This window comes from Salmonella sp. A1325 (genome assembly GCF_056991255.1).
On the sequence record NZ_JAMLWO010000001.1, the window covers coordinates 357,669 to 374,248 of the forward strand.

At 55.0% G+C, this 16,580-nt stretch carries 27 protein-coding genes; 25 read left to right on the forward strand and 2 right to left on the reverse strand.

From position 1 onward, the window contains the following. Position 1: 1 nt before the first annotated feature. The 5 genes from NAZ64_RS01795 to NAZ64_RS01815 are packed head-to-tail and all read left to right on the forward strand — an operon-like array spanning position 2 to position 2,236. Positions 2–580, forward strand: a complete 579-nt coding sequence (locus NAZ64_RS01795; protein ID WP_080073632.1) for a DUF5420 family protein — start codon at positions 2–4, stop codon at positions 578–580. Between the two features lie 3 nt (positions 581–583). After that, positions 584–1,123, forward strand: coding sequence for a hypothetical protein (locus NAZ64_RS01800; protein ID WP_080073633.1), 540 nt, complete (start codon positions 584–586; stop codon positions 1,121–1,123). Then, positions 1,123–1,644, forward strand: a complete 522-nt coding sequence (locus tag NAZ64_RS01805; protein WP_080073634.1) for a hypothetical protein — start codon at positions 1,123–1,125, stop codon at positions 1,642–1,644. The genes NAZ64_RS01800 and NAZ64_RS01805 overlap by 1 nt, the downstream gene beginning before the upstream one ends. Beyond that, positions 1,641–1,883, forward strand: coding sequence for a hypothetical protein (locus NAZ64_RS01810; RefSeq protein WP_080073635.1), 243 nt, complete (start codon positions 1,641–1,643; stop codon positions 1,881–1,883). The genes NAZ64_RS01805 and NAZ64_RS01810 overlap by 4 nt, the downstream gene beginning before the upstream one ends. Then, a complete protein-coding gene (locus NAZ64_RS01815; protein ID WP_080073636.1) occupies positions 1,880–2,236 on the forward strand; it encodes a hypothetical protein in 357 nt (118 codons plus the stop codon). Before NAZ64_RS01810 ends, NAZ64_RS01815 begins: the two co-directional genes overlap by 4 nt. A 57-nt stretch (positions 2,237–2,293) precedes the next feature. Here the strand turns inward: NAZ64_RS01815 and NAZ64_RS01820 are convergent, their stop codons facing one another. After that, the gene (locus tag NAZ64_RS01820; protein WP_080073637.1) at positions 2,294–2,845 is read right to left on the reverse strand and encodes a hypothetical protein; all 552 of its coding nucleotides are present in this window, start codon (positions 2,843–2,845) and stop codon (positions 2,294–2,296) included. Positions 2,846–2,913: 68 nt separating this feature from the next. On the opposite strand from NAZ64_RS01820, the gene NAZ64_RS01825 reads away from it, so the two are divergent. Next, a complete protein-coding gene (locus NAZ64_RS01825) occupies positions 2,914–3,432 on the forward strand; it encodes a gp16 family protein (RefSeq protein ID WP_483640847.1) in 519 nt (172 codons plus the stop codon). Between the two features lie 25 nt (positions 3,433–3,457). Here the strand turns inward: NAZ64_RS01825 and NAZ64_RS01830 are convergent, their stop codons facing one another. After that, complete coding sequence (locus NAZ64_RS01830; protein ID WP_079796667.1) at positions 3,458–3,877, reverse strand: hypothetical protein; 420 nt, start codon at positions 3,875–3,877, stop codon at positions 3,458–3,460. On the opposite strand from NAZ64_RS01830, the gene NAZ64_RS01835 reads away from it, so the two are divergent. The 19 genes from NAZ64_RS01835 (at position 3,876) to NAZ64_RS01925 (ending at position 16,574) form a co-directional block, all read left to right on the forward strand. Beyond that, positions 3,876–4,079, forward strand: coding sequence for a hypothetical protein (locus tag NAZ64_RS01835; RefSeq protein WP_079796666.1), 204 nt, complete (start codon positions 3,876–3,878; stop codon positions 4,077–4,079). The two genes, NAZ64_RS01830 and NAZ64_RS01835, sit on opposite strands and share 2 nt — an antisense overlap. A 153-nt stretch (positions 4,080–4,232) precedes the next feature. Continuing rightward, the gene (locus NAZ64_RS01840; RefSeq protein WP_198893326.1) at positions 4,233–4,670 is read left to right on the forward strand and encodes a Mor transcription activator family protein; all 438 of its coding nucleotides are present in this window, start codon (positions 4,233–4,235) and stop codon (positions 4,668–4,670) included. A 99-nt stretch (positions 4,671–4,769) separates the two neighbouring features. Next, positions 4,770–5,270 (forward strand): lysozyme, encoded by a 501-nt coding sequence (locus NAZ64_RS01845; RefSeq protein WP_483640848.1) that lies wholly within the window; start codon positions 4,770–4,772, stop codon positions 5,268–5,270. A 64-nt stretch (positions 5,271–5,334) separates the two neighbouring features. Then, positions 5,335–5,715, forward strand: coding sequence for a DUF2570 domain-containing protein (locus tag NAZ64_RS01850; protein ID WP_080073642.1), 381 nt, complete (start codon positions 5,335–5,337; stop codon positions 5,713–5,715). Further along, positions 5,690–5,917 (forward strand): Rz1-like lysis system protein LysC, encoded by a 228-nt coding sequence (lysC, locus tag NAZ64_RS01855; RefSeq protein ID WP_080073643.1) that lies wholly within the window; start codon positions 5,690–5,692, stop codon positions 5,915–5,917. Before NAZ64_RS01850 ends, lysC begins: the two co-directional genes overlap by 26 nt. Next, on the forward strand, positions 5,862–6,227 hold the full coding sequence (locus NAZ64_RS01860; protein WP_139771646.1) for a hypothetical protein: 366 nt from the start codon (positions 5,862–5,864) through the stop codon (positions 6,225–6,227). The genes lysC and NAZ64_RS01860 overlap by 56 nt, the downstream gene beginning before the upstream one ends. Continuing rightward, positions 6,220–6,447, forward strand: coding sequence for a TraR/DksA C4-type zinc finger protein (locus NAZ64_RS01865; protein WP_080073645.1), 228 nt, complete (start codon positions 6,220–6,222; stop codon positions 6,445–6,447). The genes NAZ64_RS01860 and NAZ64_RS01865 overlap by 8 nt, the downstream gene beginning before the upstream one ends. Next, entirely contained in the window at positions 6,428–6,736 is a 309-nt protein-coding gene (locus tag NAZ64_RS01870) for a DUF2730 family protein (protein ID WP_079813636.1), read from the forward strand. The genes NAZ64_RS01865 and NAZ64_RS01870 overlap by 20 nt, the downstream gene beginning before the upstream one ends. Then, entirely contained in the window at positions 6,733–7,020 is a 288-nt protein-coding gene (locus tag NAZ64_RS01875; protein ID WP_483640849.1) for a VpaChn25_0724 family phage protein, read from the forward strand. Before NAZ64_RS01870 ends, NAZ64_RS01875 begins: the two co-directional genes overlap by 4 nt. Positions 7,021–7,023: 3 nt before the next feature. Further along, entirely contained in the window at positions 7,024–7,608 is a 585-nt protein-coding gene (locus NAZ64_RS01880) for a DUF3486 family protein (RefSeq protein WP_080073646.1), read from the forward strand. Further along, positions 7,608–9,305, forward strand: a complete 1,698-nt coding sequence (locus NAZ64_RS01885) for a hypothetical protein (protein ID WP_483640850.1) — start codon at positions 7,608–7,610, stop codon at positions 9,303–9,305. Before NAZ64_RS01880 ends, NAZ64_RS01885 begins: the two co-directional genes overlap by 1 nt. Next, the gene (locus tag NAZ64_RS01890) at positions 9,305–10,879 is read left to right on the forward strand and encodes a DUF935 domain-containing protein (RefSeq protein ID WP_080073648.1); all 1,575 of its coding nucleotides are present in this window, start codon (positions 9,305–9,307) and stop codon (positions 10,877–10,879) included. The genes NAZ64_RS01885 and NAZ64_RS01890 overlap by 1 nt, the downstream gene beginning before the upstream one ends. Next, positions 10,872–12,194 carry a phage minor head protein gene (locus NAZ64_RS01895; protein ID WP_080073649.1) on the forward strand — a complete coding sequence of 441 codons (1,323 nt, stop codon included), beginning with the start codon at positions 10,872–10,874 and terminating at the stop codon, positions 12,192–12,194. The genes NAZ64_RS01890 and NAZ64_RS01895 overlap by 8 nt, the downstream gene beginning before the upstream one ends. A 121-nt stretch (positions 12,195–12,315) precedes the next feature. Continuing rightward, on the forward strand, positions 12,316–12,792 hold the full coding sequence (locus NAZ64_RS01900) for a phage virion morphogenesis protein (protein ID WP_080073650.1): 477 nt from the start codon (positions 12,316–12,318) through the stop codon (positions 12,790–12,792). A gap of 81 nt (positions 12,793–12,873) precedes the next feature. Continuing rightward, positions 12,874–14,106, forward strand: coding sequence for a phage protease (locus NAZ64_RS01905; RefSeq protein WP_483640851.1), 1,233 nt, complete (start codon positions 12,874–12,876; stop codon positions 14,104–14,106). Continuing rightward, on the forward strand, positions 14,106–15,077 hold the full coding sequence (locus NAZ64_RS01910) for a Mu-like prophage major head subunit gpT family protein (RefSeq protein WP_430701606.1): 972 nt from the start codon (positions 14,106–14,108) through the stop codon (positions 15,075–15,077). The genes NAZ64_RS01905 and NAZ64_RS01910 overlap by 1 nt, the downstream gene beginning before the upstream one ends. A gap of 59 nt (positions 15,078–15,136) precedes the next feature. Further along, complete coding sequence (locus tag NAZ64_RS01915; protein WP_483640852.1) at positions 15,137–15,631, forward strand: hypothetical protein; 495 nt, start codon at positions 15,137–15,139, stop codon at positions 15,629–15,631. Next, a complete protein-coding gene (locus NAZ64_RS01920; RefSeq protein ID WP_430701604.1) occupies positions 15,601–16,041 on the forward strand; it encodes a gp436 family protein in 441 nt (146 codons plus the stop codon). The genes NAZ64_RS01915 and NAZ64_RS01920 overlap by 31 nt, the downstream gene beginning before the upstream one ends. Next, positions 16,038–16,574 carry a phage protein Gp37 gene (locus tag NAZ64_RS01925; protein ID WP_115407702.1) on the forward strand — a complete coding sequence of 179 codons (537 nt, stop codon included), beginning with the start codon at positions 16,038–16,040 and terminating at the stop codon, positions 16,572–16,574. The genes NAZ64_RS01920 and NAZ64_RS01925 overlap by 4 nt, the downstream gene beginning before the upstream one ends. Positions 16,575–16,580: the final 6 nt, after the last annotated feature.

Consider the following 16,580-nt stretch of genomic DNA (forward strand, 5'->3'; position numbering starts at 1 on the left):
CATGGCAATGCAACGGCGTTATTTTAAATTAAATGAAGCGGACTCGATTAAATATCATAAGGAATATCAGGAGAAAATCGGTAAACCCCGCAGAGAGGCTATTCGTGATTTTCTGAGTGCGTGTAATGCGGTCGGGTATTTGTCACGTAAACATTTTGGTACTGAGTACATCAGTGCGCTCCTGGTGCGCGGGGGTATGGACTGCGGCAGAAACAAACGTGTTTCCAGTAAAGAATTTGATGACGATGGTCAGGCGTTGTTTGAGGTCAGGCCAGACCGCCGCTATAGCGAAGGAAAGCAACTGGCAGCTCGCCTGAAAGAGATAAACGAGAAATTACAGGTGTTACCGCTGTTTGATGCCTGGGTTGTGGAAATACTGGGCTGCTATGCGGACGCAAACTACGTTAATCACGGGCAGCATTTTGTCGCCTGGTCTGCTGCTGGTTTTTTCCCTGAGAAGAAGGCGCTGGTAGTCAGTATTCCGGTCGGTGAGAACGGAGAAAAGTCCCTGCCTGCTGATATGAGTAAGGCTCTTGTTGAAATTAAGCACTCCGAATTCATCGCCATTACGGAGGAATAACCGATGATCGATCAAAAAATCCTGATGGGTGTAAAAGCCCTTATTAGCGCCTACGGTAGGCTGACCTGTGGTGTGCTGGCTGACAAATTGCAGGTGCCGCCCTCTTCGATGATTTATTTCCTGCGTGATGCAGTGGGTGCTGGCGCGCTGACGGAGTGTAACGGCTTTTATGATATTCCCCGGCCGCGCCAGAACGCTCGCGATGAACGTGCTGATAAGTCCAGCCAGGAGCCTGCCCCGGTAAACTGGTGTGATTTTCGTAAGTCGCTACCCTGGATTGAGGGTAACAGCATTCCGTCACTGGTGAAGGATTTCGCAATGGGCATTCTGACCTGCGAAGCGACGTATGTTGTGATGGAGGTTAGCGAGGAGCTGTGCAAAGAAGGTGTACCGCAATTTACCTTTGGTTATATCGATGCCCGGCTGGGAAGATTTATTGATGGTATGAGCGGATGGGATATTACCTCTCATGTTCTGCGTTACCTGATTGTTGATCGTTCCCCGGAGCCTGAGTACGTCCCTGTATCCGTGGAGGTGGCGTAATGTTCTTTAAAACCTCAAATCCCGCTGCACTGGCCGCGTGGGATCAATATCTTCTCGACAGCCAGAAACTTAATGAAGAAGCCCGTAAACTCGCCGAAGTTCTGGGAGGTGGTGGTCGGGCGGTATTTAAAACCGATGTTAGCGGACGTCGCTTTTATGCAATGAGTTTTCCCGGTGAAGAACGACCGTTCGCGCGCGAGTTATGGACGGTTCAGCGAGAAACCACAGGCTGGAGTTGCGAGCCGAGGCGTTCGCGTATCCCGGCTCATTTGCGCACACTGGCGAAAGAACTGGCGGATACGTGGCACGACTACCGCCCGGTGACGAGTGCAAGGACTGATGCGCTGTTACCTGCGCTGGGACTGGATTTTAGCGTAACATTTTTCGGGGTGCTTGAATGGTTTCGTGTCGGCGATGTGATTTACGTCAGAGCGGGCATAAAACCCTCTAACGATCGCATGGTCGAGATTCTGTCTGACGAGTTTTATGCGGCTAAAAAGCAGGCGGAGGCGTCATCATGATAACGACATTATTTGTTGAATCCGAAGAGCCGCTTATCTGTGCGGCGGGTATGCCTGTCTGTGGTGGAAAGCTGGTTGTGCAGTACGGCTATCACCAGGAACTGCGGATTGGTCATCTGGGCCATGAGGGACTGTTCGTGGATGAGGAGACCGGGGCTTGCGTCGAGGATGAAGATGGCAAGGTAACGCACTGGGCATGGATTGATGCCTTGCCGGAATTATCGGAGGTGGAAACGTGAGAGATTACATTGAGGCTGAAAAGCTAAAAACAATCGGTGATTGTCTTAATCTTCTGACAGTTATAGATGGCAGTATCGAAGAAATTAAATTCCAGCTTGAGTACGAGCCCCAGGGGGGTGATGAATGGCGTAAAGCGGCAACAAAAGCACTGTTTATCTGTAGCAAAAAACGCAGGGCCATTACCGGGAGGTTAGCAGTGTTACGACAGGAAGAGAAAGAAAAAAATGTAAGGATTCACCAGCGCGTTAATGATTTTCTGGTGAAGGAGCTAAAGTTTCGGGTGTCTGAATCTGTGTTTCTTGAATGTGAAAATATCGCCATACAAAAAGCACTGTTAGCTGGCGTTTCGTGAAAATAAACAGGACTTCGAAAAAAATAATTCCGAAGTCCTGATATTTATTATCTGGGGTTATCCGATATGAGGTTTTTCTTTTTCATCAAAAACTTTGCACACCATATATCTGACATCTTTAAGCATTTCACCTCCGGTTCTGTCGCTTGTGGTGCAAAATCCACATATACATCTGAACGTGATCTCAGGGAAAAAGAGATACTGGATTCTCCGTCGTTCTGCCAGTTGACCTTTGCATCGGGGGCAGTATGGACCTGTAGCGGTTACGGCGACTTCCATCTCTTCAAAGCCGTGGGTTCGGAATATGAACCCTTGGTACTCGAACTCTTTGAGTTTTTTTGGTTTAAGGCCCTTGTCTGTAAGTTCAAGATAAATCATGTCTGGGCCTCGAATATTACTACGTGCTTCCAGCACGGCCTTCCCGTGCCTGTAATAGACTTCTATCGTTGCCAGCAGTCCAAATATTCCCAGGGTCAAATAAATGATTGTACCTTTGCTGATGTACACCAAAATACCCACTATAAAAAGGGTTCCGAGTGCAGGTATTGTCCCGGTTGCAAGGATTGCCCGTTGAAATTGCATATGGAGCGTCTTAAATATCTCAATCATTCCATTTCTCATCGTAAAAAATAACAGGGCGGTGTTTGCGACACCGCCTCCTTTGGAGAGTCACTATCATGGATCGCGCATCCCTTATCACGCTAATACACGTAGCCAAAAAAGATCTACATCTGGACGCTGACACTTACCGCGATGCCCTGCGTGCTGTCGTTGGTAAAACCAGTTGCCGCGATATGACGCAAACGGAGTTGTCGAAAGTGCTGGCGACGTTCAAAAAACGCGGTTTCAAAGTACGTTCAAAGCCGCAAAACAGGGCTTTAAAACCCGCTACAGTGACCGCCAAAATCCGCGCTATATGGCGTCTTATGTATGCTCAGGGTTTTCTCAGTAGCGACAGTGTTACAGCGCTTAATGGCTGGGTCAGAAAGCAGACAGCCCCGCAGAACGGCGGCGAAGGTGTGGCAAACTATCAGTGGCTGGAAAGAAAACCGGCGCTGGCGTCTGATATGCTGGAACGTCTCAAACGCTGGCACCGGCGCGAAATGCTCCGCGCTCTTGGTTTGTCGGAGCGCGAAAAAATCAGCTATGACCAGACCTGCCAGCGTTTTAAATCACACATCGCCGCCCGCCGTTAACCCAAACCCCGCCACAGCGCGGGATTTATTTCTCTTCTGACTCCTCACTTTCGCAGGGAATGATACAACTGATAATCTCGTCTTTATCCTCATACATTTGCTTTAATTGCTGGAGTTCTTCAGCGTTAAAGTTATAAAACTCGGTAGTCTTACTGACTTCCTGGTAAGCTTTCCAGGAGCGAACGAGTACCGTTCGCTTTACTCTTTTTTCTGGTATGGTTTGTCTGGAGGGTCTTGAGTTGATCCATGTCTGAAACATACTTGCCAGCGATTCCCAGAACCCATCAGTGGAAACGGCGGCCAGCACAATAAGTAAAGCATCATTACTCGCCGCACTAAGAGTTGTTGCTTTAATCCTGGGGTTGATAAGTTTATACCTGGTTGCTAATTCGCTAATCTCAGCTTCAAGTTCGGGTGGACATGAAATCATTAAGGAGGGCTTCATGGATATATTCCTTTATTCAGGGCGGTCATTGTCCGGCCGTATAAAATTGTGCCTGCTTGCACTGGGTCAGGCGTGGTGTGCATTCAGAGTTGGTGTGATTGGTATTCATATTGACGATGAAACCATTACGCATGATATGCACGAGCTTTTTGATGACGGCAACCCCCGTAAAGCGGGTGTCTTCAAAAAAATTGACGTATAAAAACGATCATTATCATGTGGTTATAAAAAATAACGATCAATAAGCGATCTGTTAATAAGTATTTCCCTTCCACAGTGTCTGCGTCTGTCGCCACAGCGCGGGATTTTTCCTTTATATTAAGGCATCACAGTTTAGGCTTGCCAGAGGTGCGTTATGGCTGAGGTACAGATGGGAATGTTTGAGGACGATGAGCGCTTAAATGCGCTGATTGACCATCTTGATCACATTCCGGAAGATGAACTCAAAAAAAGCTGGCCTAAGATGCTGTTTGCGCTCGTTGAGGTTGTCAGCGCTGAGTTGCGTCGTCAGGGGCTTGAGCCGGCGGAGGCTGACCGCCTTGCCCGTAAAACTATCGCTGCGCAGGCGGGTTATATGGGTGGCAGGGCCTATTACTTGCCAATGGGGGAATCTCTCTTTGCCGAGCTGCGTAATCATGAGATTTACTGCCGCTGGTCGAAAAGAGAGCGCATTGAGAAGTTGCGCCGCGAGTATCATATGTCTGAAACCCAGATTTACGCCATTATTCGCGAACAGCAAAAACGCTACCGCCGGCGTGTTCAGCCCGATATGTTTGACGCTAACCACCACTGACCGGCATATGCCGGTTTTTCTTTTCTAAGTTACCGCAATCCTTAACCCTCTTCCTTCATTGTTACTCTCGGTACAGGTTTGTTACTGATGGAGTGACCCGTGCCGAAACTCCCCCCTGCGTTACGTAAAAAACTGATTGCCCTTGTGCTGGCCGGCGCCGGCATGGTTGGTATTGCCACCTCGTACACCGCGTACTGGGAGGGTAAATCGAATGCGACCTATATCGATCCAACCGGCACGCCAACCATCTGTTACGGGCATACCGGCCCGGACGTCAAGCCCGGCATGGTGAAAACCGATGCCGAATGCCTTGCGTTGCTGAAACAGGATATGAGCTGGGCGTTCGCCGCTATTCAGCGTTACGTCAAAGTGCCGCTCACGCAGGGGCAGACGGTGGCACTGGCCTCCTGGGTGTTTTGGGCGGGCGAAACCAACTTCCGTAACTCCACGCTGCTACGTCTGATTAATGAAGGAAGGATGCCTGCGGCCTGCGGCCAGTACATCCGGTGGATCTACTCCAAAGGTCAGAAGCTGCCGGGACTGGAGGCGCGGCGTTCTGCGGACGAGTGGCTATGTCGTTACGACTTACCGCAGTCGTAATGTACTACTGGCGGCCGGTGATGATTTCGGTGCTGTGCGCCGTTCTGCTGTTACGGGGCGTGTTATGGCTGGCCTGAAAGATGAACTGCCGGTTGTGGCGGTGGTGGCCGTGGTGATTTGTCTTGCTGTCGGGGTGTGGGCTGAACGACAGCAGGTAGAGCGCCTGCAGGCTGATATCACCACCCTTACGCAACAGCGCGACGAGGCCCGGCGCATTCTGAACAACCAGCAGAACACCATGCAGTTTTTTAACACGCTCAGTAAGGCGGCTACAGATGAAAAGCAACGCAATACGCAGCACAGCGAAACGGTCAGAGCGGAGATTCGCCCGGCGCTTGCCGCAGAGCCTGCGGCCCGTGTTGCTGTGCCTGCCGCTGCTGCTGACCGCGTGCGCGCCGCCGTCAGTGAAATACGTACAGGTGCCGCCGGTTCCGCTTCCCGCTGAATGGACGGCTGACTGTGTTGTGCCACCGCTGCCGGAGCCTTTTACCTTCGGTGCATCGGTGGACTACAACCTGCAACTGCTGGCGGTGGTGAAAAACTGCAACGTCGATAAAGCGAACATCCGCCGCGCTGAGGAACAACGACAACATGAATTTACTGACATGGCCGGAACGGCTGATAAGTCGTCTCACCGGCGAAAATGAAGAGGAAAAGACCATGACTGAACCCACTCAAACGCAAAATGCAGGTATTGCGGCAGCGTCTGATACGGCGGCTGTTGCTGATACATCTGCGACAGCGTCGACAGCACCTGCAACAACGTACAACCAGATGCAGTCTTTGATCGCAGCAGATAATGCCCGTGTCACGGCTGAGCATGACCCGGCGTTGACGGGTCGCCTGGATTTTGAGGTGCTGCGCGGGATTCTGGCCGCCATCGGGTACGACATTCCGCGGGACAGGTTTGAATCTGCGGTTTTCCTGGCAACGTCAGACACCAAAGCACATGGATAACGTCGATCGCGCTTCGGAACTGGAGGCGCAGTTTACAGAGCGCAGCCTGGCGGAGCATCAGTACCGGGTACATCACCCTGTACCGGTAACGGCTGTCAGGAACTGCGAGGACTGCGGTTGCGTGATATCGCCTGAACGTCTGGTTGCCATACCTGACGCGGTGTGTTGCGTGGACTGCCAGGCATTACGGGAGGCCCTGCGTGTGGCTCAGTGTCGTTAAGGATTACCTTGTTCCGATTTTGTCGGCCACGGCGACGGCCGGCGGTATTTTTATGGCGCTGATGCGCCGGACATTTGTGCCGCGCGAGGCGTTCGAAAAACTGCATGACAGGGTTGAACGGGTGGAAACCCGGATTGCCAACCTGCCAACACAGGATGAGGTCAGCCGGCTGCACGTCGAGATTGCGACCCTGCGCGGCGACCTTAAGGAGACGGCCGCAACCCTGAAAGCGGTCTCTCATCAGAACGAATTATTGCTGGAACAGGCTGTAAGGAAGACTCCGCAATGAGCAATTTTATTACCGAAGACCAGCGTCTGGTCATTCTGCGTTCGCTTGCCGACTACAACGGCGAACTCGGTGAATCCGTCCTGCAGGACTGCCTGGATGACTACGGACACAAAGTGTCACGCGATACCGTTCATACCCATATGGCCTGGCTTGCCGAACAGGGGCTGGTCCGTCTGCGTACCCTGAACGGCTATTACATCGCCGAACTGACCGGACGGGGCCAGGATGTGGCCGAGGGGCGCAGCACTGCGCCGGGTGTGAAAAAGCTGCGTGCGAGGGATTAAGTCATGGACAAGCAGCCCACCCGCGGACGTGTGAAAAAAGCCGATCTTCTGCCTGACAGCATCCGTAAGCCCCTGCTTGAGATGCTTCGCGAGAAGCGTTTCACGCAGGTACAGGTCCGGGAAGAGATTAACCGCCTTATCGAAGAGGCCGGGCTTCCTGATGAAATGAAACTCAGCCGCGGAGCTGTGTGGCGTCTGGCGTCTGAAAACGAGGAAGTGGCCCGCGACCTTCGCGATCTGCGTGAGCAGACAAAAGCGATGGTGGCGGAACTCGGCGACAAACCCACCGGCGACACCACCACGCTCATTCTTGAAATGACCCGCTCCCTGCTGTTTCGCAAACTCCGCGCCGCTCGCCGTGACCTGGAAGATGACGGCGAGATCGATATTGGCCTGCTTAAAAATATCATGCTGGCCGTTCAGCGCCTGGAGAGTGCCGCCGAGCGCAGTATGAAGCGTGAAAAAGAGATCCGCGCGGCCTTTGCCGAAGAGATGGCGAGCGCCGTCACCGACGAACTGCGCGGCACGGACGGGATGAGCGAAGAGCTGGAAGCCAGTATTCGCCGCATTCTTCTGGGTAAAGCGTAATGGCCAGGAAAAAAGAACCCACGCTCACTGCAGTTGGCGAACCCCGACTGATTGACCTGAAAGAAGAAGCTGAAAAACTCGGTGTGGACATCACCACCGATATCAGTGATGCAAAACCGGAGCAGGAGCCGGTTTTTCTGGGGTATCAGCAGAGGTGGTTCCTGGATGAAAGCGGCGTGGTTATTGGTCAGAAAAGCCGCCGAACGGGTATCACCTGGGCAGAAGCCGGACGTAACGTCATTAATGCCGCTAAACCTAAAAAGCGGCATGGCCGTAATACTTTCTATGTCGGCTCCAAGCAGGAAATGGCGCTGGAGTACATCGCCGCCGTTGCGCTGTTTGCCCGCGCGTTTAACCGGCTGGCAAAAGCCGACGTTTACGAGCAGACCTTCTGGGACAGCGAAAAGAAAGAAGAGATCCTCACCTATATGGTGCGCTTCCCCCGTAGTGGTTTTAAAATCCAGGCGCTGTCTTCCCGCCCGTCCAACCTTCGTGGCCTGCAGGGTGATGTGGTAATTGATGAAGCCGCATTCCATGAAGGGTTACGTGAGTTACTTAAGGCTGCCCTGGCAATGCGTATGTGGGGGTGCCGTGTCCGTATTATCTCCACACATAACGGCGTCGATAACTACTTTAATGAACTGATTCAGGAGGTTCTTGCCGGGCGCAAGGACTACTCCCTGCATACCATCTCGATTGATGATGCTATTGCTGACGGGCTTTATAAGCGCATCTGCTACGTGACGGATCAGATCTGGTCACCGGAAGCTCAGATTGCCTGGCGTGAAAGCCTTTACCGTGACGCCCCGACCCGCGAGGATGCTGACGAGGAATACGGCTGCGTGCCGAAAAAGTCCGGCGGTGCCTATATTCCCCATGCGCTTATTGAGCTGGCGATGGTGCGCGGTATTCCCATTCTGACCTTCGAAGCGCCGGAAGATTTCCTCAGTCGTGCGGCCTGGTTGCGCGAGTCTGAGATTAACGCCTGGTGTGAAGAACATTTAAAACCGCTTTTAAACTCCCTTAATGAACGCTCACGTTACAGCTTCGGCGAAGACTTTGCCCGTCGCGGCGATCTGACCTGCTTTACCTTGCTTGAAATCACCGAAGACCTGCAGAAGCGCGAGGCGTTTCGTGTCGAACTGCGCAACATGCCTTATCAGCAGCAGCGGCAAATCATGCTCTATATCCTGGAGCGCGTTACCCGACTTATCGGGGCGGCGTTCGATGCCACCGGTAACGGTGATTTTCTTGCAGAAGCAGCGCTTGAACGGTTCGGGCCTGAAATGGTGGACAGTGTACAACTCTCGGCGAAGTGGTACGGCGAGTGGATGCCGAAGCTGAAAGCGGAGTTTGAAGATCAGAATATCTTTGTTGCCCGCCATCAGACCACGCTTGATGACCTGCGTCATATCAAGGTGGTGGCCGGTACGCCGCAGATTGATAAGGGGCGTACCAAAGACGAGAACGCGACGGCTGCCGGCAGCCGTCGTCATGGTGATTTTGCGGTGTCGCTGTGTATGGCAAATCGGGCTTCTTATATGGATGGTTTCGTGCTCGATGACGAGGCATGTCTGGCGATGCCGGAGCGCGGACGCACGATGGAAGACGCCGAAGACAGGGGACGGTTCTTTATGACGCCGGAGGAAGAAGACGCCGACGGCGCGTATCACGAATTTGAGCAGGGGTGCTGGTAATGGGAAAAATAGTCAATCTGGACGGGCAGCCGTTCGACTTTGATCCAGAGATGCAGACGGCGGTACTGGACATCCCGCAGATAGCGAACCGCTTTATTGAACATCCGGCATCGGGCATCACCCCGAACCGGGCGGCGCAGTGTCTTCGCGCTGCCGAACAGGGCGACCTGATGGCGCAGTCCGACCTTGCGGCCGACATCGAGGAGAAAGACACCCACCTGTTCGCCGAACTCAGCAAGCGCCGGCTGGCGATACAGAGTGTTCCCTGGAGCATTGTGCCGCCGTCGAACGCCACCGCGCAGGAAAAGAAAGACGCGGAGATGCTCGACGAGTACTTTCACGGCGCAGACTGGTTCGACGCCATGCTGTTTGATGCAACCGACGCCATCCTCAAGGGCTACAGTTGCCAGGAAATCGAATGGGGCCGCATTGGTCGCGCGTTTGTAATCAATAAGGTTATCTGGCGTGACGCCGCGCACTTCTGCCTCAATCCGCAGGATTTCAGCGAGCTGCGGCTGCGTGACGGCAGCGCCGAAGGCGTCCCGTTCCAGCCGTTCGGCTGGATTGTTCATCAGGCGCGATCGCGTACCGGTTACGCCGGCACGCAGGGGCTGGTACGCACGCTTATCTGGCCGTTTATCTTCAAAAACTATTCCGTGCGTGATCTGGCGGAGTTTCTGGAGGTGTACGGCCTGCCGATGAAGGTCGGTAAATATCCGGCCGGTGCCACGCCGGGCCAGAAAGCCGCCCTGATGCGGGCGGTGCTGGAAATCGGGCGGCGTACCGGCGGTATTATCCCGACCGGGATGAGCCTGGAATTTGAGGCGGCGGCCAGCGGTCAGGCAGACCCGTTCCTGGCGATGATGCAGTGGGGCGAACGTTCCATTTCCAAAGCTATCCTCGGCGGTACATTAACCACTGACGCCGGCGATAAAGGCGCGCGCAGCCTGGGTGAAGTACATGACGAAGTACGCAAGGAAATTCGTGATGCTGACCTTCGCCAGTTAACCACCACGCTTAGCCGCGATCTGGTCTATCCGCTGTATGCGCTCAACACCACCCACGCGGTGGACGTTCGTCGCCTGCCGCGTCTGGCCTTCCAGACCAAAGAGCCGGGCGATATCACCAAAATCACCGCGGCCGTCGTGCAGCTCGGCGCCGGAATGCCGGTGCCGCTGGCGTGGATTCGTGACCAGACCGGCATTCCTGAACCGGTCGGGGACGAGCCGGTATTTACCATCGCCAGCCCGGAAATGACCCTGCCACCGCCGGAACGGCCGGAACGTCAGGAAAAGCAGGCAGCGCTCTCGGCACAGCCACCCGCGCCGGTCACGACCGGTCCGCGTGATGAACTCGATGACCTGGGCGATTCCGTTCCTGCCGGCGTTCTGCAGGCGGCGATTGATCCGGTACTGGAGCCGGTTATCAACGCGATTAAAACGAAGGGGCTGGCGGATGCGCTGTCTGACCTGCCGGAACTGTATCAGCAGATGGACGATAAAAAGCTGATGGCACTGCTGACAGATGCGATGTTTGCGGCGGAAGTAAAGGGTATGGTGGACGACCTTGATTGATTTAGGTTACGCCGCCACCCTTGAGCCCAAAGAGGTGATCGCGTATTTCCGGGCTAAAGGGCAGCACATCGGCTGGAACTGGTACGATACGGCCGTGGATGTTCACGCCCGCTCGTTTACGGTGGCAAAAGCCGCGCGTGTGGATGTACTGACCACTATCCAGAATGAGGTTGAGCGCGCTATTTCACAGGGTGTCAGTCAGCAGGAGTTTATCGACACCCTCGCACCCCGCCTGAAAAAGCTCGGATGGTGGGGTAAACAGATTATCGTGGACAGTGCCGGCAACGCCGAAACTGTGCAGCTTGGCAGCCCGCGCCGTCTGGCGCTGATATATAACGTCAATACCCGCGTGGCGTACAACGTTGGGCGCTATGCGCAACTGATGAACAGTACCGACACGCACCCGTTCTGGCAGTATGTGGCGGTGATGGACAGCCGCACGCGACCCTCTCACGCCGCGCTTAATGGTCTGGTGTTCCGCTATGATGACCCCTTCTGGAAAACCCACTACCCGCCGAACGGCTGGAACTGTCGCTGCCGCGTCCGGGCGTTGTCACAGGCGCGTATGGATTCGCTGGGCCTGAAAGCCACGCAGGGCGATAAATACCTCACCACGAAGAAGGTACAGGCGGCAGTGGACAAGGCCACCGGCGAAATCATTGATATGGACGTGACCACCTTTGCCGACGGTGCTCGTGTCATGACGCCGGATGTGGGCTGGTCATATAACCCCGGTTCGGCGGCGTTCGGTCTTGATCAGACGCTTATCCGCAAGCTGGTTGAAGTCAAAAGTCCTCAGCTTCGCGAGATGGTGGTAAAAGAGATGAACAACAGCCCGGAGCGGCAACTGGCGTTTCGGATCTGGGCGAAAAACATCATGGAAAGCCGACGCGGGGGTAACGATATCCGCACGCTGGGCTTTATGTCTGAATCCGTTGCGGATGCGGTTGAGCAACGAACCGGCGAACCACCCGCCCGACTGCTGGCAATGAGCGGTAAGAATGTGCTGCACGCCGACAGTGACAAGCATCACCTTACGGGGGTTGCGCTGCAGGCCGACGATTTTCAGTTGCTGCCTGCGCTGCTGGCTCATCCCGAAGCGGTATTATGGGACAAGTCTCACAATAACCTGATGTATATCGTGACCACAAAAGACGGCCTGGCAAAGATAGTGGTTAATGCACCTTTTGGTATTAAACGCCAGCCGGATCAGCTTGACGTAGTGATCAACACTTACAGAATTCGCGATGTCAGCGATCTTAAAGCTGATATTCGTAGTGGAAAACTGGAGTTACTCGAAGGGGAAGTGGATTAGCGGTTAATGGCAGGGGTCGAACCTGCAAAAGTCCTTCGCCCGAAGGCTAGCACCACTTTACCAGTTAAGCGTACATCAACCGCTGACTACATTTTACGCTATTTATTCGCCGGAGGGCAACATGTCTACAATTGATGCCGCAGTGGTCATTGATGTTAAGCGCCTGCAGCGTGTGTTTCTGGAACTGCAGGCGATGGGTGATGATGGCAAGGGGCTGACCCGTTCCGTGGCGGCCAGCCTGCTGTCGTCGTCTGAAATGGCCTTTGAGCAACAAAAAGAGCCTGATGGCGACAAATGGCATGAATGGTCGGAGCCCTGGCGAGCGTGGCGCACAAAGCACGGTTATGTTCCTGGTAAAATCCTGACGCTGCACGGCAAGCTTGCCGGTGAAATGACCACTGACTACGGCGATACGTATGCGATGATAGGCTCTAATGAGCCTTACGCGGCGATTCACCAGTGGGGTGGAACGCCTGATATGCGACCAGGACCGGCGGCCATTCCTGCACGCCCGTACATGGGGTTTGATAAGGTCGCCGAGAAGGAGATCCTGAGCCTTATCAAAAAACGCTTTGAGAAGGCCGTGGACGCGTCGTAATTTTCCGGGGGTGTCTTCGTACTCCTGACGCATTTAAAACGCGCACAGCGATTTTTGAAACTGTTTTGAAACGGTTTGAAAATGGATCATCGGTTCGATCCATTTTCCCTGTCCTGTTTTTTACTGATTTACCGCAAACCCACCCCCTCGCCTGACCGTCATAAGCTGCCGGTCATGACGACGAATACCTTAAAAGCGACAGGCGCCCGGCGCCACACAGAGACCGCGGCTCTCTCGGCTTCACTGGCATCATCCGATGATGGATGGTGCCAGTTGCTGCCGGCCGGTCGGGTCAGAGCGCGCGACGGAAGGCCCGAAAAGCCCGCCGCGGGCTGGCTTATCAATAAAAAGTCCTGTGACCGTATTAAGGCCAACCTTGCCGCCCTTAAACAGCCTTTACTGATTGACTACGACCACCACTCCGAAATCGCCCAGGAGAAAGGCATTAAGGCTGTGGCGGCCGGCTGGGTCAAGGCTGACAACGTGCAGTGGCGTGAAGGCCAGGGGATTTTCATTAAGCCCACCTGGACGCCGCAGGCGCAGAAGCATATCGACGATCTGGAGTATGCCTATCTCTCGGCGAAGCTGGAGTATTACGTTGATAACGGCGAACCGGCTTCCATTCGTATTGCGTCCCTGACGAACGACCCGGCTATTACTGGTATGAAGTCCGTCGCGGCCCTCAGCGCTGACGACCTGTATGTAACCACCCCCTCGATGGAGTTAACCCCCATGAATGAGCAATTACGCCAGTTACTGGCGGCGCTCGGCCTGACCGTGCCCGATGACGGCGAACTGACGCCGGAACTCGGTACGGCGGCCCTGTCGGCGCTGACGGATATTCAGGCGAAAGCCGGCAAACACGACGAACTGAAAACGCAGGTTGCCACGCTGTCCGCTGAACTGGACACCGCGAAACAGGCTAATACCACCGCCGCCGGTGACGTTGACCTGACGAAGTTCGTCCCGGTTGAGACCTACAACGCCCTGCGCACGCAGTACGTCACCCTGTCTGCTGAGCACGGTACAACCACGCTTGAGCAGGTGCTGGATAAGGCCGAATCCGAGGGGCGCGTATTTAAGTCTGAGCGCGGTTATTACGAAGGTCTGGGGAAACAGATTGGTGTTGCGGCGTTGTCCGCCCAACTGGACGCCCGTCAGCCGATTGCTGCCCTGACCGCGAAACAGACGGACACGGTGAACGTGCCGAAGAAAAAAACCTCGTCTGCCGCCCTGTCAGCGGAAGACCTTCAGGTAATGAAAATGCTCGGCAAGACCGAGGAAGAATTTCTTAAAGCTAAAGGGGTTAAATAATGTCCACACCTACCACCCCCGCCATGATTGAAGCCCTGTTTACGGGCTATAAATCCGATTTTCAGAACGGTCTGGGCATGGCGGCCTCGCAGTACAAACAGATTGCGATGACCGTCACATCCAATACCCGCTCCAACACCTTCGGCTGGCTGGGTCAGTTCCCGCACTTCCGGGAATGGATCGGGACGCGTGTCATGCAGCAGATGGCCGCGCACGGGTATTCGATCACTAACAAGACCTGGGAAGATACGGTTGCGATTTCCCGCGACGATTTCGATGACGATATTCTCGGTATCTATTCCCCCATCTTCCAGGAAATGGGCCGCGCGGCGGGCTGCTTCCCGGATGAGCTGGTCTTCCAGGCGCTGGCGAACGCCGACAAAACCGCCTGCTATGACGGCCAGAACTTCTTTGACGCCGAACATCCGGTCTACGAGAAGGTGGATGGCACCGGAAAAATGGTGCCGACGTCGAATCTGTTTACCGCGAAAGTTGGCGCAGCAGGTGCCACCACGGACTACACCGGGCCGGGCTGGTATCTGATGGACTGCACCCGCGTGATTAAGCCCATCATCTACCAGAACCGCCGCAATCCTGAGCTGGTGATGCAGGCCGACCCGAAAACAGGCGTGACCTTCACCGATAACCAGATTGTGTTCGGCGCGTCCCTGCGCTCCAACGTTGGTTACGGCTTCTGGCAGATGGCGCAGATGATGAAGGCCCCGCTCAACAGCGACATGTTCTGGGAAGCCTGGCAGGCCATTACCGACCGCAAGGCTGACGGTGGTCGTCCGCTGGGTCTGCGTCCGTCCGTTCTGGTGGTGCCGCCGTCTCTTGAGAAAGTCGCCACCAAACTGCTTGAGCGCGAGCTGACCGTTGATGATGGTGCCACCACCACCAACGAACTCAAGGGCAAGGTCTCGCTGGTTGTCGCTAACTGGATGCCGGCAGCGACCGCAGCCACGGCATAACCCGTTTCACGGCGGGTTCATCCCGCCTTTAAACCGTTTTCAAAGGGGATAAAAGTGCCATGTCAGAAATGTCAGAACAGGAAAACAACGCTGCTTTACCGGGCGGCGCAACGGATAACCCGGGGACTGACGGAGATAGCCAGGTTACTCCGTCAGGCTTTTTTATCGTTGAGGTTCGTTGTCCGCGTGAGCGCTACATTCGCGCCGGCATCCGCTTTATACGCGGTAAACAGACGCTTGAGAACGTGCCACAGGCCACGCTCGATATCTTACAGGCTGACCCATGCCTCATTGTGGTGTCGGTTCAGCCGGCAGCCGCGCCATCTGGTGAGGCTGGCGTGCAAAACCTGGTGGATGTTGTCAATGCAGGCAGTGATGTGACGCCAGCCGAGATTGACAAGGTGATAGATGTGCTGATTGCCCGCGCTGACCCGCAGAGCTTCACCAAAACTGGCGTGCCGGGCGTAAAGGCCGTCAGTGATGAGCTGGGCCAGCCCGTCACCAAAGCGCAGGTGGACGCCGCATGGGTGGCGCGCCAGGAGCGCCAGAAATGATGTACGCCAGCGCGCAGGATATGCGGGACAGATACGAGAATCTTGATGATCTCTTGAGGCTGCCGGGAACGGACGACCTCAACGAGAAGAAGCTGACGCAGGCGCTGAATGATGCCGGCGCGCTGGCTGACAGCTATCTGTCGGCGAAATATGCCCTGCCGCTGGCCGTGGTGCCGCAGGTGCTGGTACAGCACTGTTGCGCCATTGCCTTTTATTACCTGTGCGACCAGCAGCCTTCCGATCAGGCGCGCGATCGTTACCGCGAGGCGCTCACCTGGCTGCGGGAGGTGAAGAACGGCAGTATTCCGATTGGCGTGGACGAAGCCGGCAGTGCGCCGGAGTCTGACGACCTGCCGCAGATGCAGGCCGAAGCGCCGGTATTCGGGCGCAACCAGAAGGGGTTCATATGATTGCCGATACCGAACAGGCTTATCTGGATCGTATTCGTTCCCTCTTTGGCAACCGCCTCAGAAAGGTGGACACGCATCCGGGCGACTGGAGCGAGGCCACCCTGAAAAAGCTGATGCTGTTGCCGCCTTCTGTTTATGTGGCGTGGCTGGGCGCCGGAGAACCTCGCACGCGTAACCGCATGGTGAGCCACTGGGTGTTCTACGTGGTCGGCAGCATGTTAAACGGCCGCGAGACAAACCGTATCGGGCTGTATCAGATGGTGGCTGTTTTGCTGTCCGGTCTGGTGGGGTTTAAGGCGGGTTCCGCCTCGCCGCTGGCGTTTGAGAAAGCGACCAATCTGTACAGCGTGGCGCAGGGGGCGTCCGGGGTGGTGCTCTATGCCCTCTATTTCTCCTGTGAGGAGATTATCGACCCGCTGACCGATATCAGCACGCTCGCTGACTTCCTTCGTCATTACGAGACGTTTGGCGAACCTGACGGCACGCCGGCCTTTGAGGCACATATCGACCTGCCGGGGCCGGAACATGAGTAAAGGTGC

Bases quoted from the DNA above. Each gene is read 5' to 3' on its own strand.
- NAZ64_RS01805 (WP_080073634.1), top strand. From the start codon at position 1,123: ATGTTCTTTAAAACCTCAAATCCCGCTGCACTGGCCGCGTGGGATCAA.
- NAZ64_RS01920 (WP_430701604.1), top strand. From the start codon at position 15,601: ATGGGTGGCGCGCCAGGAGCGCCAGAAATGATGTACGCCAGCGCGCAG.
- NAZ64_RS01900 (WP_080073650.1), top strand. From the start codon at position 12,316: ATGTCTACAATTGATGCCGCAGTGGTCATTGATGTTAAGCGCCTGCAG.
- NAZ64_RS01800 (WP_080073633.1), top strand. From the start codon at position 584: ATGATCGATCAAAAAATCCTGATGGGTGTAAAAGCCCTTATTAGCGCC.
- NAZ64_RS01915 (WP_483640852.1), top strand. From the start codon at position 15,137: ATGTCAGAAATGTCAGAACAGGAAAACAACGCTGCTTTACCGGGCGGC.
- NAZ64_RS01860 (WP_139771646.1), top strand. From the start codon at position 5,862: ATGAATTTACTGACATGGCCGGAACGGCTGATAAGTCGTCTCACCGGC.
- NAZ64_RS01825 (WP_483640847.1), top strand. From the start codon at position 2,914: ATGGATCGCGCATCCCTTATCACGCTAATACACGTAGCCAAAAAAGAT.
- NAZ64_RS01905 (WP_483640851.1), top strand. From the start codon at position 12,874: ATGGATCATCGGTTCGATCCATTTTCCCTGTCCTGTTTTTTACTGATT.
- NAZ64_RS01885 (WP_483640850.1), top strand. From the start codon at position 7,608: ATGGCCAGGAAAAAAGAACCCACGCTCACTGCAGTTGGCGAACCCCGA.
- NAZ64_RS01880 (WP_080073646.1), top strand. From the start codon at position 7,024: ATGGACAAGCAGCCCACCCGCGGACGTGTGAAAAAAGCCGATCTTCTG.
- NAZ64_RS01835 (WP_079796666.1), top strand. From the start codon at position 3,876: ATGGATATATTCCTTTATTCAGGGCGGTCATTGTCCGGCCGTATAAAA.
- NAZ64_RS01850 (WP_080073642.1), top strand. From the start codon at position 5,335: ATGGCTGGCCTGAAAGATGAACTGCCGGTTGTGGCGGTGGTGGCCGTG.
- NAZ64_RS01820 (WP_080073637.1), bottom strand. From the start codon at position 2,845: ATGATTGAGATATTTAAGACGCTCCATATGCAATTTCAACGGGCAATC.
- NAZ64_RS01830 (WP_079796667.1), bottom strand. From the start codon at position 3,877: ATGAAGCCCTCCTTAATGATTTCATGTCCACCCGAACTTGAAGCTGAG.
- NAZ64_RS01890 (WP_080073648.1), top strand. From the start codon at position 9,305: ATGGGAAAAATAGTCAATCTGGACGGGCAGCCGTTCGACTTTGATCCA.
- NAZ64_RS01795 (WP_080073632.1), top strand. From the start codon at position 2: ATGGCAATGCAACGGCGTTATTTTAAATTAAATGAAGCGGACTCGATT.
- NAZ64_RS01840 (WP_198893326.1), top strand. From the start codon at position 4,233: ATGGCTGAGGTACAGATGGGAATGTTTGAGGACGATGAGCGCTTAAAT.
- NAZ64_RS01810 (WP_080073635.1), top strand. From the start codon at position 1,641: ATGATAACGACATTATTTGTTGAATCCGAAGAGCCGCTTATCTGTGCG.
- NAZ64_RS01865 (WP_080073645.1), top strand. From the start codon at position 6,220: ATGGATAACGTCGATCGCGCTTCGGAACTGGAGGCGCAGTTTACAGAG.
- NAZ64_RS01925 (WP_115407702.1), top strand. From the start codon at position 16,038: ATGATTGCCGATACCGAACAGGCTTATCTGGATCGTATTCGTTCCCTC.
- NAZ64_RS01910 (WP_430701606.1), top strand. From the start codon at position 14,106: ATGTCCACACCTACCACCCCCGCCATGATTGAAGCCCTGTTTACGGGC.
- NAZ64_RS01875 (WP_483640849.1), top strand. From the start codon at position 6,733: ATGAGCAATTTTATTACCGAAGACCAGCGTCTGGTCATTCTGCGTTCG.